This window comes from Roseovarius sp. THAF8 (assembly GCF_009363735.1).
Taxonomy (GTDB): Bacteria; Pseudomonadota; Alphaproteobacteria; order Rhodobacterales; family Rhodobacteraceae; genus Roseovarius.
Map to the genome: position 1 here is coordinate 3409919 of NZ_CP045410.1, position 14439 is coordinate 3424357.

Annotated in this window: 14 protein-coding genes; 1 reads left to right on the forward strand and 13 read right to left on the reverse strand. The window is 65.4% G+C overall.

Features of this window, described 5'->3' with window-relative positions; all coding sequences use genetic code 11:
* Nucleotides 1-41: 41 nt before the first annotated feature.
* The 3 genes from FIU85_RS16625 to FIU85_RS16635 are packed head-to-tail and all read right to left on the reverse strand — an operon-like array spanning nucleotide 42 to nucleotide 3039.
* Nucleotides 42-1004 (reverse strand): tripartite tricarboxylate transporter substrate binding protein, encoded by a 963-nt coding sequence (locus FIU85_RS16625; protein WP_152497681.1) that lies wholly within the window; start codon nucleotides 1002-1004, stop codon nucleotides 42-44.
* A 44-nt stretch (nucleotides 1005-1048) separates the two neighbouring features.
* The gene (locus FIU85_RS16630) at nucleotides 1049-1513 is read right to left on the reverse strand and encodes a tripartite tricarboxylate transporter TctB family protein (RefSeq protein WP_152497682.1); all 465 of its coding nucleotides are present in this window, start codon (nucleotides 1511-1513) and stop codon (nucleotides 1049-1051) included.
* Nucleotides 1510-3039 (reverse strand): tripartite tricarboxylate transporter permease, encoded by a 1530-nt coding sequence (locus FIU85_RS16635; protein WP_152497683.1) that lies wholly within the window; start codon nucleotides 3037-3039, stop codon nucleotides 1510-1512. The genes FIU85_RS16630 and FIU85_RS16635 overlap by 4 nt, the downstream gene beginning before the upstream one ends.
* 100 nt (nucleotides 3040-3139) lie before the next feature.
* Here FIU85_RS16635 and FIU85_RS16640 point away from each other — a divergent pair, with 100 nt between their 5' ends.
* Nucleotides 3140-4171 carry a LacI family DNA-binding transcriptional regulator gene (locus FIU85_RS16640; RefSeq protein ID WP_152497684.1) on the forward strand — a complete coding sequence of 344 codons (1032 nt, stop codon included), beginning with the start codon at nucleotides 3140-3142 and terminating at the stop codon, nucleotides 4169-4171.
* On the opposite strand, the gene FIU85_RS16645 is transcribed toward FIU85_RS16640, so the two are convergent.
* The 10 genes from FIU85_RS16645 to FIU85_RS16690 all read right to left on the reverse strand — a co-directional run bounded on the left by FIU85_RS16645 (nucleotide 4172) and on the right by FIU85_RS16690 (nucleotide 14330).
* Nucleotides 4172-5167 carry an NAD(P)H-quinone oxidoreductase gene (locus FIU85_RS16645; protein WP_216648880.1) on the reverse strand — a complete coding sequence of 332 codons (996 nt, stop codon included), beginning with the start codon at nucleotides 5165-5167 and terminating at the stop codon, nucleotides 4172-4174.
* Nucleotides 5168-5174: 7 nt separating this feature from the next.
* A complete protein-coding gene (locus FIU85_RS16650) occupies nucleotides 5175-6557 on the reverse strand; it encodes a hypothetical protein (protein ID WP_152497685.1) in 1383 nt (460 codons plus the stop codon).
* On the reverse strand, nucleotides 6550-7377 hold the full coding sequence (locus tag FIU85_RS16655; RefSeq protein ID WP_152497686.1) for an SDR family NAD(P)-dependent oxidoreductase: 828 nt from the start codon (nucleotides 7375-7377) through the stop codon (nucleotides 6550-6552). Before FIU85_RS16655 ends, FIU85_RS16650 begins: the two co-directional genes overlap by 8 nt.
* On the reverse strand, nucleotides 7374-8876 hold the full coding sequence (locus FIU85_RS16660; protein WP_152497687.1) for a tripartite tricarboxylate transporter permease: 1503 nt from the start codon (nucleotides 8874-8876) through the stop codon (nucleotides 7374-7376). Before FIU85_RS16660 ends, FIU85_RS16655 begins: the two co-directional genes overlap by 4 nt.
* A 3-nt stretch (nucleotides 8877-8879) precedes the next feature.
* Nucleotides 8880-9401 carry a tripartite tricarboxylate transporter TctB family protein gene (locus FIU85_RS16665; protein ID WP_152493282.1) on the reverse strand — a complete coding sequence of 174 codons (522 nt, stop codon included), beginning with the start codon at nucleotides 9399-9401 and terminating at the stop codon, nucleotides 8880-8882.
* 79 nt (nucleotides 9402-9480) lie between these two features.
* Entirely contained in the window at nucleotides 9481-10464 is a 984-nt protein-coding gene (locus FIU85_RS16670; RefSeq protein WP_152497688.1) for a tripartite tricarboxylate transporter substrate binding protein, read from the reverse strand.
* Nucleotides 10465-10518: 54 nt separating this feature from the next.
* The gene (locus FIU85_RS16675; RefSeq protein ID WP_152497689.1) at nucleotides 10519-11232 is read right to left on the reverse strand and encodes an SDR family NAD(P)-dependent oxidoreductase; all 714 of its coding nucleotides are present in this window, start codon (nucleotides 11230-11232) and stop codon (nucleotides 10519-10521) included.
* Nucleotides 11229-11999 (reverse strand): citryl-CoA lyase, encoded by a 771-nt coding sequence (locus FIU85_RS16680; protein WP_152497690.1) that lies wholly within the window; start codon nucleotides 11997-11999, stop codon nucleotides 11229-11231. The genes FIU85_RS16675 and FIU85_RS16680 overlap by 4 nt, the downstream gene beginning before the upstream one ends.
* A 3-nt stretch (nucleotides 12000-12002) precedes the next feature.
* The gene (locus FIU85_RS16685; protein WP_152497691.1) at nucleotides 12003-13526 is read right to left on the reverse strand and encodes a class I adenylate-forming enzyme family protein; all 1524 of its coding nucleotides are present in this window, start codon (nucleotides 13524-13526) and stop codon (nucleotides 12003-12005) included.
* A gap of 12 nt (nucleotides 13527-13538) precedes the next feature.
* Nucleotides 13539-14330 carry an IclR family transcriptional regulator gene (locus tag FIU85_RS16690; RefSeq protein ID WP_152493277.1) on the reverse strand — a complete coding sequence of 264 codons (792 nt, stop codon included), beginning with the start codon at nucleotides 14328-14330 and terminating at the stop codon, nucleotides 13539-13541.
* Nucleotides 14331-14439 lie beyond the last annotated feature (109 nt).

Consider the following 14439-nt stretch of genomic DNA (forward strand, 5'->3'; position numbering starts at 1 on the left):
GGGCGCGCAATTGATGATGCGCGCCCCGGGGGCATGGCGGTTTAGAGACCGGAGAGCAGTTCCTTGAGGGTTTCCTCGCGGGCGGCCCACATCTCGATCACCTCGTCGCGGGTCATGACGTGCATGGGCGAACCGCCCGCTTCCATCTTGCCCTTGACTCGGTCGTTCTCGAACATGGCGGGGACGATCTCGGCCAGCTTGTCGATGATCGGCTGGGGCGTGCCCTTGGGCACCATCACGCCGCGGAAATTGACCGAGGCGTTGTCGATGTCATAGCCTTGTTCCTTCATCGTCGGCACGTCGGGCAGGAAGTCGCTGCGCTCGTTGTCGAAGACGCCGAGGATCTTGACGTTGCCGGCTTTTTCGGCGCGGAACGCGTCGGAGAGGTTGTTGACCCCGCCCAGCACGTCGCCAGCGATCACGGCCTTCATGGCGCCAGCCCCACCCGCGTTGTTGGGGATGTATGCCAGTTTGACGCCCGCGGCCTTTTCAAGCTGAAGCGCGGCGATATGGTGGCCGACATAAAGCCCGGCGCCGGAAAAGGTGAGGCCGCCGGGGTTTTCCTTGGCGTAGTTCACCACGTCTTCCATCGAGTTGAACTGGCTGTCGGCACCCACGACGAAGACCGCCGGGTCGGCGCCCCAGTTGGCGATGGGCTCAAAGCTGTCGGTGCTGTAGTCGACGCCGCCCTCGATGGACTGGGCGATGAAATGGGGCACGTTGTAGGCGCCCAGGGTGTAGCCATCGGCATCGACTTGGGTGGCGAGCCAGTTCCAGCCGACGCGGCCGCCCGCGCCGGGCTTGTTGACGATGGCGATGGGCATTCCCAAAGCGTCCTCGTTGCCCGCCGTCATCGTGACGATGCGGGCCTGGAAGTCGGTGGCGCCGCCGGCACCGTAGCTGACCATCAGCATGACGGGGCGTTCGGGGTAATTCTCTTGCGCGGTGGCGGTGCCCGCCAGGCCCATGAGCGCAATGGATGCGGCTGCAATCAGTTTCTTCATTTCTTGGGTCCTCCCTTGGAAAGTTGTCTTTCGCTTCTTGGTTTTCAGAAAAGGATCTCTCGCGGGGTGAAGACACCCAGCAGCAGTGCGAAGAGACCGTACATCACGGCCAGGAAACCGGCCGTGATCAGCACCCGTTTGACCCATGTGCGGATCTCGCCGTGGGGGGCGGGATCGTAAAGGGACAGCAGGATGAAAAAGGCGATGGTGGACGCGGTGTAAAAGCCCAGGGTCTGAGCGGCCCAGAAGACGTAGATCAGCAACACCACGATGCCGGGCAGGATGTTGCGCACGGCGATGACGCTGAGGCCTGGACCGACGCGGGTCTTGCCCAGGAGCGCCTTGCCGAAGGTCCAGAGGGCCAAAGCCACGAACACGACCGAGATGATGCGGGGAAACAGAAAGGCGCGGGCGGGCGTGCCGGTGAAGCTGAGCCAAGCGACCCAGATGCCGACAAGGGCGACCAGACCACTGGCGAGGATGTGCTGGGTGCGGGGGCGATCGGTCACGTGGTCCGCTCCTGTTGTTCGAGCGTGTCTTCCTTGCTGAGATAGCGGCGCTGGCGCAGTTCCATCCAGACCGAGTAGGCGATGGAGGCTACGACGATGCCGATCAGCGTAAGGTTCAGCACGCCGGTGAAGAAATAGGTGCCCATGCTGGAGGTCGCGTTGGCGATCATTGCGCCCTGCACGAAATTCGCCTCGGCGATGGGGCCGAGAATGAGGCCCAGCACCAGAGGTGCGGCGGAAAAGCCGAAACGTTCGAGGAAATACATGCCGGTGCCGAGGGCGGCCATGATGTAGACATCGCCCATCGAGGTCTGCACCGAGTAGCTGCCGAAGACGGCGAGGGCCAGCACCACGGCGGCCATGACCGCGTTGGGCACCTGGGCCACGCGGGCCGCCAGCCCGGCCACGTAGAGGCCGAAGACGCACATCAGGATCTGGCCGATCAGCATGGAGTTTATGAAGGTCCAGGCGACATCGGGGTAGTTCTCGAAGAGGTCGCTGCCCGGGAAGATGCCGTGGATCAGCAGGCCGCCCAGCAGAACCGCGGCGGTGGGCGAGCCGGGGATCGAGAGCGTCAGCAGCGGCACCAGCGAGGGGCCGACCATGGCGTTGTTGGCGCTTTCGGCGGCGATCACGCCTTCGCTGTGGCCGGTGCCGAATTTCTTTTGCTCGCGGCTGGTCTTGCGGGCCTGGTCATAGGCGACGAGCCCGGCGATCTGGCCGCCGACGCCGGGGATGAGGCCGATGAAGGAACCGGTGAGCGTGCCGATGCTGAGCGCGCGCGAGCGGCGGAATACCTCGCGGATCGAGTCCATGATGGGGCTTTTCTCGACCTTGAGAACCTCGGCGTCGTGCTGGTGCCGGCCCTTGGCGAACATGGTGATGACCTGCGGAATGGCGAAAAGGCCGATGAGGGCAGGGATTATGTTGATGCCGCCAGACACGCTGGAATGGAAGATGAAGCGCTGCGCGCCCATCACGTCGTCGAACCCGATGGTGGCGAGCCAGAGCCCGATGCAGCCCGAAAGCAGCCCCTTGACCACGGAGCTGGAATCGAGCGAGCCGATGACCGTGACGCCGAGGATGGCCAGCCAGAAGAGGTGCGACGGACCGAAGGCCAGCGCCCATTCGGCCAGCACGGGCGTGAGGAAGATGAGCAACAGCACGCCGAAAACGCCCCCGATGGCCGAGGAGATGAACGACAGTTGCAGCGCCCGCGCGCCCTGGCCGTTCTTGGCCATGGTGTGCCCGTCGAGCGTGGTGGCGATGTTGGCGGGCGCGCCGGGGATCTTGAGCAGGATGGCGCTGACCGCGCCGCCCGCGACGGTCGAGGTGTAGGCGGCGCCCAGCAGGATCAGGCCTTGCGTGGCGTCGAGCTTGAACGTGAACGGAATCAGCAGGGCCACGGCCATGGTCGGCGACAGGCCGGGCGTGGCGCCCAGGATCAGCCCGCCGATGGTGCCGATCAGAAGCAGCATGAAGTTGAACGGCGTAAACACGTCGCCGAAGTAGAACAGGAACTCCAAGCCGTATCCTCCCATTGGCTTGTCGCGATTGACCTGAAAGGGTATGGGATGAAAACAATATTGCAAATGTTTTCATTTTTGGCGGCTAAAGGCTAATCAAGTGGCTGATAAGGCGAAAAGAAAAGCCGATATCATTGCCGTCGCAAAGGCGGCGCGCGTGTCGCCGTCGACGGTGTCGCGCAGCTTCAATCATCCGGACTTGGTGAAGGCCACGACACGGAAAAAGATTGATGCCGCGGTGCGGCGGCTGGGGTATATCCGCAACCGCGCGGCGCAGACGATCCACGGCATTCGCAGCGGCACAATAGGGCTGATCGTGCCTACCGTGGACCAGGCGATTTTCGCCGAGATGATCCAGAGTTTTTCCGAGGCGGTGGAGGAGTTGGGCTTCACGATCCTGCTGGCCTCTCACGGGTTCAACCTGGACCGGGAATACAGTCTGACGCGCAAGATGCTGGAGCATCGGGTGGATGGCGTGGCGCTGATCGGGATCGAGCATACGCAGGACACGCTGGACCTGCTGGCGCAACAGGAGATGCCGACGCTGCTGTTGTGGAGTTTTTCGCCCAACGCGCCGTTTCCTTGCGTGGGATCGGACAATTACGCTGCCGGGGCGTTGATCGCGCGGCACGTGGCGGGGTTGGGGCACCGGCGGGTGGCGGCGATGTTCCCGCCGACAGAAGGCAATGACCGGGCGTCCCTGCGCTTTGCCGGGGTGAAGGATGCGCTGGCGGAGGTGGGGTGCAGTATTCCCGAGGCGTGGCAATTGGTGGCGCCCTACAGCGTGGCGACGGCGAAAAGCGCGGTGGCGGCGCTGATTGCCGAGGGCAATCTGCCGACGGCGATCATCTGCGGCAACGATGTGCTGGCCTGGGGCGCGCTGCACGCGTTGAGCCGCGCCGGGATCGATGTGCCTGGGCAGGTGACGGTGACGGGGATCGGGGACTTCAAGGGCTCGAAGGAGTTCGAGCCGTCGCTGAGCACGGTGCGCATCCCGGCGCGCACAATCGGGGCGCGGGCGGCAGAGGCCATCGTGCAGCTGACCACGTCGGAAGAGGCGGTGGACGTGGCGGCGCTGATCCCGCCCGAGATCATGGTGCGCGCGACGAGCGGGCCGCCGCGCGCGCAATAGCTATTCGGTCACCGACAAAACGATCTTGCCGACGTGCCCGCCGGCTTCGAGCTCTGCATGGGCGTCGGCGGCGCGGGCGAGAGAATGGACGGAATTGATCACCGGCTTGATCGCGCCCTGTTCCAGCAGAGGCCAGACCTGCGCCAGCAGGTCGGCGGCGATGAGGCCCTTTTCCTGCGGCGTTTGCGGGCGCAGGGTGCTGCCGCAGAGGGTCTGGCGCTTGCGGATCATGCCCTCGATGTCAATCTCCGTCTTGCCGCCGCCAAGAAAGGCGATGATGACCAGCCGCCCCGCGACGGCGAGGGAGGCGAGGTTGCGGTCGAGGTAGTCGGCGCAGATCATGTCGAGGATGACGTCGACGCCGCCGCCGTCGGTGAGGCGGGCGATTTCATCCTCGAACAGGGCCGTCTTGTAGTTGATCGCCTCGGTCGCGCCGAGGTCGCGGCAGGCCTGGCATTTCTCGTCGGTGCCGGCGGTGGCGTAGACGGTGGCCCCCATGGCGCGCGCGATCTGGATCGCGCTGGTGCCGATGCCGCTGGCGCCGCCGTGGATCAGAACGGTTTCGCCCTCGGCCAGACGCCCGATGCGGAAAAGGTTGGTCCAGACGGTGAAATAGGTTTCGGGCAGGGATGCGGCCTCGACCGCCGAGAGGCCGGAGGGCCAGGGCAGGACCTGTGGGGCGGGGGCGACGCAGTATTCGGCGTAACCGCCGCCCGCGACCAGAGCGACGACCTTGTCGCGCTCGGTAAAGGACAGAACGTCGTCGCCGCAGGACACGACCTCGCCCGCCACTTCGAGACCCAGCACCTCGGTCACGCCGGGGGGCGGGGGATAGCCGCCCTGGCGCTGGCGCAGGTCGGGGCGGTTGACGCCGGCGGCAGCGACGCGGATCAGCACTTCGCCCGGGCCGGGCCGGGGGATGGGAATGTCGCGGGCTTGCAAAACCTCGGGGCCGCCGGGCTGCGTGGCGAAGACGGCTTGCATTGTCTGGGTCATGTTGGTCCTAACCTTGTAGAGAGATGACTGTGGCGGTGGCGAGGAAGAGGCCTAGCGCGGCCAGCGTCAGCACGGTGAGTTTCAGGTTGCCGCCACGCAGTAGCGGGGCCGGCTCGAGCTGCATGATCCGGGTGGTGATCAGCACGTTGGCGGTGAAGGGCGTGGAGGCCGCGGTGAGCCCCCAGCCGATGATCGCGGCCAGCGCCAGCCACATCAGGGCTGGTTCGGGCACCAGAGGGTGCAGCACGCCCAGAAGGATGCTGGCCGACACGATGGGGTTGAGCGCCATGAGCCCGCCCAGCACCATGCCTACGGGCACCAGGGCGATGAGTGCGGGCACCAGCGCGTCGGGTGGGGTGGGCAGGGCGCCGTCGAAACTGCTGACGAACCAGGCGATGACAGCGCCGAGAAAGCCCGCGCAGGAGACGATGACGATTTCGTTGACGCCCGATTGCGCGGTTGCCCCCAGTTCGCGGTGCAGACCGGGGGCCAGGCGCGCGGCGAGCTGTATCGCCCACCAGGCGAGCGAGAAGCCCAGCACAGCCAGCAGCACCGAAGCCGGCATCGAAAGGTCTGCGGCCATGTGCAGCCCGAAGGCTACGGCAACCAGCAGGGCGACGCGGGCGACGACGCGCAGCAGGATCGCCTGATCCGGCAGGGGCGGCATGGCGCGTGCCAAGGTCGGCTGGTCGGAGGGCGGGGTCGTGCGCGGGCCGCGCGACACCAGATATCCCGCCCCGAGGTAGAGAAGTGCGGCGACGAGGCCGTAGGGCAGGATCTGGAAGTAATCGACCTCGGGCAGGATCGACAGAGTGATGATCGTCGAGAGTGCAAGCGGCGACCACATGGGCATGGCGCCGAAGCCGCGCAGCATCGAGAGGGTGAGGTCCTCGACCGCGTTCTGCTTTTCCAGCGTCTCGCGGGTTTGTGCCAGTAGCGTGGCCATCAGGCTGGCGGCGCCGAAATTGAGGAAGATGCCGAAAATATGGGTGCCAAGCGTGACGAAGAGATAGCGAGCGCCGCGCGGGCGGTTCGCGACCACGCCGGCGGCTTTGCGGATGTCGGGCGCGCGCGAGGCGGCGCGGCTGAGCAGGCCAAGCGCCACGAGGAAGGCGGCGAGAAAGGTCATCCGTCCGAGGCCGCCCGTGGCGTCGATCCAGCCGCCGGCCCAGCCCCAGAGAAAGAGCCCCAGCACGAGGCCTCCGATGATCCACGCGGGGCGGTTGAGGCCGCGGTGGTTGAGCAGGGCGAGCGCCAGAAGGACGAATACGGTGGGGATGTCCGGCACCGGAACGACGATCGCGGCAGCGCCGGTGGCCAGCAGGTAGAGCGCCAGAGCCGGGTTGAGGATGTCCCGGACGCGACCGGCTATCACGGGCGCCTTAGCCATCGACGGCCTGACGGATGCTGGCCGACAGGCCGCCGTCGACCACGAGTTCGGTTCCGGTGATGTAGCCCGCCTTGTCGGAGGCCAGGAACACCGCCGCCTCGGCGATATCCCAGGCGCTGCCCATGCGGCCCAGCGGGCATTGCGCGGCGCGGGTGGCGCGCATCTGCGCCTCGGTCCGGTCGCCGTAGCTATTGGCCAGCGTGACACCGATGCGGGGGGTGTCGATGAGACCCGCGATGATGGAATTGACGCGGATGTTGTCGGGCGCGAGTTCCACGGCCAGGGCGCGGGCGAACTGGTTGGCACCCGCTTTGGTGGCGGAATAGGCGAGGTGGGGATAGCCCACGTTCCGGATCGATGCGATCGAGGAGGTGAAGGTGATGACACCTCCGCCGCGGGCGCGCATCATCGGGATGGCGGCTTGTGCGGCCACGTGCAGCGAGGTCAGGTTGGCGTCGCTGATGCGGCGCCAGTCGGCGGGCGTGGTGTTCTCGGACGGGCCGCTTTTGCCTAGGCCCACGTTGCAGTGCAGGATGTCGAGGCGGCCGTGCCGCGCTTCGATATCCGAGATAAGGGCGGTGACGCTGGTGTCGTCGAGGACATCGACCGTCGCGGCCTCGGCGCTGCCGCCCGCGTCGGTGACGTGGGTCACGGTTTCGCGGGCCGATGCGAGGTCGTTGTCGGCGGCGATCACGTGGGCGCCTTCGCGCGCGAGGCAGATGGCGATGGCCCGCCCGATGCCGATGCCCGACGCGATGGAGCCGGCGCCGATCACCAGCGCGACGCGGCCCTGAAGGCCCGGATCCGACGCGCCGGTCATGCCGACCCCGAGCGCAGGGCGTCGCGCTTGGCGCGGGTGACGCGCAGCTCGCGACGGATGCCGACGAAGGCGGACAGGATGGTGATGACGATGAAGATCCAGCAGATCGGGCTGCGGAAGAAGATCGTGATATCCTCGGAAATGAGGAAGGACCGGCGCAGGTTGTCCTCGAAAAGCGGTCCCAGGATGAAACCCATGAGGAAGGGGGCCGCGGCCATGTCGATCTTCATCATGATGTAGCCCAGCACGCCGAAGGCCAGCATCACGCCCACGTCGAACATCTGACTTTGCACGGCGTAGCTGCCGAAGACGCAGAACATCAGCACGATGGGCAGCAAGATGTGGCGCGGAATGTCGGCGATGCGGGCGAAGTAGCGGATCGCCAGCTTGCCCGATCCCAGAAGGACGACGGAGCTGAGCATGATGCCGATAAAGATGGCATAGATGATGGTGATGTTGTCCTGGAACATTAGCGGCCCCGGGGTGAGTCCCTGAAGCATGAAGGCGCCGAGGATCACCGCCGTCACCACGTCGCCCGGGATGCCGAGCGCAAGGAGCGGGATGAGCGTGGCGCCGGCGACGCCGTTGTTGCCGGCCTCGGAGGCAGCGACGCCCTCGATATTGCCCTTGCCGAAGGTTTCGGGTGACTTGGACGTACGGCGCGCCTCGCCGTAGGAGAGGAAGGCGGCGGCGGTGGCGCCGGCGCCCGGGATTGTCCCGATGATGACGCCGATGAAGCTGCCGCGGATGATGGTGACGAGGCTGGATTTCAGCTCGGCCAGGCTGACGCGGCTCTTGTCGGCGGTCTTGACGGTGAAGGGCGCGACCTTGCGCACGTAGAAATCGATCACCTCGGGCAGGGCGAAGAGGCCGATCAGCAGGGGGATGTAGCTGACGCCGCCCATCAGGTTGAAATTGTCGAAGGTGAAGCGCTGCGTGCCATAGACCAGGTCGAGCCCGATGGTGGAGGTCAGAAGGCCCAAGAGGCCCGAGATCAGGCCCTTGGTCAGGGAAGAGCCGGAGATCGAGATGACCACGGTCAGTGAGAAGCAGATCAGCCAGAAATACTCGGGCGGGCCGAAGGCGAGCGCGAGCCCCGCGATCAGGCTGGCGAAGAAGATCAGCGACAGGTTCGACAGGAAGTCGGCGATGCAGGACGCGTAGAGCGCCATGTTGAGCGCCTTGCCTGCCTGGCCCTTCTGCGCCAGCGGGTAGCCGTCGAGCAGCGTACAGGCCGCTGCCGGTGTGCCGGGGGCGCGGATCAGGATGGCGGTGATCGAGCCGCCGAAGACGCCGCCCTTGTAGACGCCCACCAGAAGCAGGATGCCGGTGACCGGATCGAGGTTGAAGGTGAAGGGCAGGGCGAGGGCCACGGCCATGGTCGCGGTCAGGCCGGGGATCGCGCCCACGGTGACGCCCAGGCAGACCCCGGCGGTTATCGCCAGAAGGTTGCCCAGGGTGAAGAACATCTCGAAGCCGGTTGCGATATTCTCAAGCATCGATCACATCCAGTCTTCGAAGAGGCCCATCGGCAGAGGCACCTGCGCGACATGGGCGAAAAAGAGATAGACCAGCACCGGCACACCGATACCGACGCCAAGAAGGATGAGCGGGCGGCGTTCGCCGCCAATGGCCATCAGGGCGATGGTGACCAGCATGGCCGTCAGGGGCATCCCCAACCGGTCGGGCAGCATCAGGTAGACCAGAAGCAGGCCGACGAGCATAAGCACGCGGCTTTTCCAGCGCGGGTGCGTTCCGAGCGAGGCTTCATCCTCGCCGGGGATATGGGCGGCAAAGACTGCCTCGAGCAGGTGGATCAGGGCGAAAAGGCCCACACCGGCGGTCAGAACATAGGGCAGGAAGGCAGGCGAAAGCGGCAGGTGCTTGACCGAGGCGGGTGTCGTCACACCGGCGGGGATCACGACGAAGGCGAAAAGCGCCGACGCCAGAAGCGTGAGAGCCGCGAAGACGATTTCGCGGCGGCGTCCCCGGCGGGCGTCGGTGTCTGATCTGGTGTCGCTCATGGCTGGCCCTCCTCCCGTGCCGCCCGATTGGCGTGACGGCCCCTCGTGGGGGCCGCCACCATGTAATATGAAGGCTGAATTATTCGACCGTGACGCCGGCCTCGTCCACGACGGTTTTCCAGCTGGAAAGTTCGCCCTCGATATACTTGGCGAAGTCTTCGGGGCTGCCGCCCTCGATGCTGGCGCCGCGGGTGTCGGCGAACTTCTTGAAGCTGTCGCTGGTGATGACCTCATCCAGCGCCTCGGACAGCGTGGCCACGACGGCCTCGTCGGTCCCGGAAGGGGCGAGGATGCCAAACCACGAGCGGGCCGCGAAGCCGTCCAGCTCGGCGATGTCCAGCTCGTCCAGCGTGGGCACGTCCTCAAGCTGATCGGAGCGTTCCGGCGTGGTCACCGCCAGCGCGCGCAGGGCGCCCGACTGGATATGCGGCATGGCCGAGGGCAGGTTGTCGAACATCACGTCGACGTCGCCCGAGAGCAGGGCGGGCACGGCCTCGCCGCTGCCGCGGAAGGGGACGTGGGTCATGTCGGCGCCGGTGCGCGCCTTGAACATCTCGCCCGAAAGGTGGATCGAGCTACCCACGCCCGACGACCCGAAGGTCATGTTCTCGGACTTGGCGGCGTCGAGGAATTCCTGCGCGGTCTGGTAAGGGCTGTCCTTGTTGACCACCATAACGTTGGGGATCGACATGATTAGCTTGACCGGCGCGAAATCCGCGACCGGATCGTATTGCAGGTTCTTGTAGACCGCCGGCGCGATGCCGTGCGACGAGACCTGCCCCATGAAGAGCGTGTAGCCGTCGGGACGGGCCTTGGCGGCTTGGGTGGTGCCGAGCGTGGCACCGGCGCCGGGACGGTTTTCGACCGTTACGGTTTCGTCCAGCACCTGTGCGAGGCCATCGGCCACCTGGCGGGCCAGGATGTCGGTGGCGCCGCCGGCGCTGTATGGGACGATGATGGTGATGCGCTTGGTCGGATAATCCTGCGCCATGGCCGAGCCGCCAAAGGCCAGCATGGCGGTGGCGCTGACGGCGCCGATCAGGGTTCTGCGGTTGAGTTTCATCTTGGTCTCCTCCTTTGATGAAAAGTCTTGTCTTTCCTTGTGTCCGGATGGTCTTCAGACGGATCCGATCGTCATGCCTCCGCAGACGTAAAGGACCTGTCCGGTCACGAACCCCGCCCTTTCCGAACAGAAGAACGACACGGCGTCGGCCACGTCCTCGGGGGTTCCGGTGCGTTTCATGGGCACCGTCGCGATGATTTTCTCGGTGCGCGGGTCGCCGGGCGGGTTCACCTTGTTGAACAGCTCCGTGGCGATGGGACCGGGGCCGAGCGCGTTGACGGTGATGCCGTGCCGGCCCAGTTCCAACGCCCAGGTCTTGGTCATGCCGTGCAGACCGGCCTTGGTGGCCGAATAGGCAGTGCGCAGTTCCTTGCCCAGGGCCACGCGGCTGGAGATGTTGACGACCCGGCCCAGCCGCGCGTCCTTCATCGAAGGCAGGGCGGCTTGCAGGCAGACGAGCGGGGCGCGCAGGTTCACGGCCGCGACCTTGTCGATGGAATAAGGGGCGGTCCCTTCCACGTCTGCCGGCTCGACAATGCCGGCATTGTTCACCAGCCGCGTCACGCGGCGGCCGTCGCAGAATTTCGCCAGCGCGGTGCGGGTGGTCTCGACATCCGACAGGTCCAGTTCCAGCACCTCGTCGGCGTGCTCGTGTTCGGGCGCGATACGGTCCACCACGGCGACGCGCAGACCATCGGCCTTGAGCCGTTCGGCAATCGCCGCGCCGATACCGCGCGCGCCGCCCGTGACGATGGCGAAATCGCTCATGCGTCGTCCTCGAACGGCATGGCCTTGTCGATCGTCTCCCAGATGAAGCGACCGGAGGGTTTCTGTTGCTCTTCGGCGATATGCGCGACAAGGCCCGCGGCACGGGAAATGACGGCGAATCCCCGCATCAGGTTCACGGGGATGTCCATGTCACCCAGTAGGGCGGCAGTGGCGCCGGTGGCGTTGATGGTGATGTGGCGATCGAATTCCGCGTCGACTGCGGCCGAAAGGGTTTTCAGCGCGCGCAGGTAGTGGGGGTTTTCGGATTCTTTCTCGCCGATCTCCAGCAGCTTGAGCGCGCGGGGGTCGTCGGGCTTGTGCAAGTGGTGGCCGAAGCCGGGCAGGTGGGCCTTCCGGGCGCGATGTTCGCGCACGATCTCGGCGGCGCGGACGGCCTGGGCGTCGGCGTCCAGATCGACCAGCTCCGACAGCAGGCGGGCGTTATTCTCGATCGTGCCCACGAACTGGCTGCCGACGGCCAGGAGGCCGGCCGCGACGGCGCCCTGAAGGTTCTCGGGCGCCGACATGTAGATCGACCGGGTGGTGATGGCGCTGGGTGTCAGCCCGTGTTCCATCATCACGATCAGGATGCCGTTCATCACGCGCTTCTGGCTGGGTCTGACCGGGCGGTTCAGGATGTGTTGCATCATCACGGTGACGAAATCGCTGTCATCGGACAGAAGCTCGTCCACGAGGTTGTGGTTGCGATAGAAGATCTCGGTGTCGGTATAGCGGCACAGCGATGTCGTAGGCGCTGGTTTGGACATGGGTCAGCCTTTCTGAAGTTCGTCGGCCCGCGCGGCGGCGTGCTCTTCGGCGAGTTGGTTTTTCTGCAGCTTGCCGATCGCGTTGCGCGGCAGGCTGTCACGGAAATTGACGGATTTGGGCGTCTGGACAGGGCCAAGACGTTCGCGGATGAAGGCGATGATCTCGTCACCGCTGACGGCGTTCGCGTCGCGGACCTGCACTGCGGCGTGCACCGCCTCGCCCCACTTGTCGTCGGGCACGCCGTAGACGGCGCAGTCGATGATCTCGGGATGTTCGCCCATGATGGTCTCGACATCGGCCGGGTAGACGTTGAAGCCGCCGGTGATGATCATCTCCTTGGCGCGGCCGCGGATGAAGAGATAGCCCTCCTCGTCCTTCTGGCCGAGATCGCCGGTGTGGAGCCAGCCATCGATCAGAGTCTTTGCGGTGATGTCGGGCTGGTCCCAGTAACCTGTCATCAGCAGGTCGCCGCGAATGACGATTTCGCCGGTTTCTCCTGCGGGCAGGAGATTGCCCTTGTCGTCCATGATCTCGACCCGGCTGAGAAAGGTCTCTCGTCCCACCGAAGCACGTTTGGCGGGGTCCTTGAGCTCTTCGGCCGAGATCATGGTGGCGATCTGGGGCGCCTCGGTCTGGCCGTAGGTGGAAGCAAGGCAGGGGCCGAAGATGTCCTGCGCGCGTCCGATGGCGTCGGGGCGCATGGGCCCGGCGCCGTAGATCAGGTTCTTGAGATGCGCATAGTCGGCGTTGCGGACATTTTCGAGTTCCATCAGCATGTAGAGCACGGTGGGTGGCACGAAAGTGGTGGTGATCCGGGCGTTTTGCAGGAAGTCGAGAGTCTGCTCGGGGCGCGGCCGGTCGAGCAGAACCAGGGTGCCGCCGGTGGCAAGCGTCGGCAGGATATAGGTTGAGGTGCCGTGCGTGATAGGGGCTGCTGCCAGGTAACGCTGGCCTTCGCCCAGCGACCAGGCGGCGACTTGCGTGGCGATGTTGGTATTCCAGGCGCGGTAGGGCTGCATCACGCCCTTGGGCAGGCCGGTGGTGCCGCCTGTGAACTTGATCGCCTGCGTGGCCGACAAGGGCAGGTCGGCTTCTGCCGGGGCTTGCCCTGCATGATTGCGGTAAAGAGCGCCGGTGGTGCCTTCGCCGCCTTCGGGGTTGGAATAAAGAAGAGTGGTCTCGGCCCCGATGAGTTTTTCGGCGGTGTCCTTCTGGACGATCACGATGCTGGCGCGGGTGAAGGCAACGGCGCGGACCAGTTCGGCGGTCGCGTTCATCGGCTGCAGCGGGACCCAGACCTTGCCCGCCGCCAGAACCGCCAGCCAGCAGACCAGATGGTCGATCGTGTTATAGCAGCAGATGCCGACGCGGCTGCCGAATTCGGGATCCATCCGCTGCAGACCTGTGGCAAGCGCCTGCACTTTCGCGTGGAGTTCACCGTAGGCAAGGGCGTCGTCGCCATGCTCTACCGCGACATGATCAGGCCAGAGTCTTGCCGCGCGGTGAAAGAAGTGAATTGGGTACATGATTTGCCTGCCTTACGTCCTGAAACCTGCCCGGGAGAGCGCACGTGTCATCACCTCGACGACTTCCGTCCGGCGCTTGGGTGCCAGCCGGGATTTCAGCGCAGAGACCGACAAGCCGGCTCTCAGCTGACCCGTGCTGTCGAATACGGCCACGGCGATGGCGCTGACCTCGGGGATGATGATGGAGTTGTTGACCAGCCAACGGTGCTCGCGCCAGTGGCGAACCATGCGTCTGACTTCGGAAACGTTCAGATCGCCATAGCGGCCGTAGACATCGCTATTGGAGGCGATCAGCCGGTCGCATTCATCTTCCGGCAGAGCCGCCAGCATCGCCGCGCTGCCTGCCCCTACGCCGAGCGGCCGCCGGGCACCGACCTGCAACGTATTGGCCGAGAGCGGGTAGGCGGCGTTGACCGAGTCGATGCACAGCGCCTCATCCCCGAAAGGTACGCTGAGATAGGCCGTCTCGCCGGTCAGGGTCGCGGTTTCTGCGAGAGCGGGATGCAATTCCATCCGCAGCGAGTCGAACTGACGCGGTGAGCCGGGTGCTCCTGCCAGATCGAATATGCCGATGCCGAGAGTATAGATCTTGGAATAGGGGTCGAAACTGAGAAGCCCACCGTCGACGAGCCCCTGAAGAAGCCGGCGCGCGGTCGCTATCTTGAGATTGGCCTTGCGCGCGACGGTCGACAGGGTGACCCCGGTCGCGTTGCGCTCTGCCACCACCGGCAGAAGACGGATCGCCTTGGCGAGTGACGTCTCTGCGGTCTTGGCCTCGTCCTTGCCTTGTCGCGTGTCGTTCAAAGTTTCCTCCCGGGGCGGAGCCGTTCCGGTGCCGCCAACTGGATGCGAACTTCAAGGGCGTGAGTGGCAAAGTCTAGGCGATTCCAATCAAAATATGAAAAAATTTTAC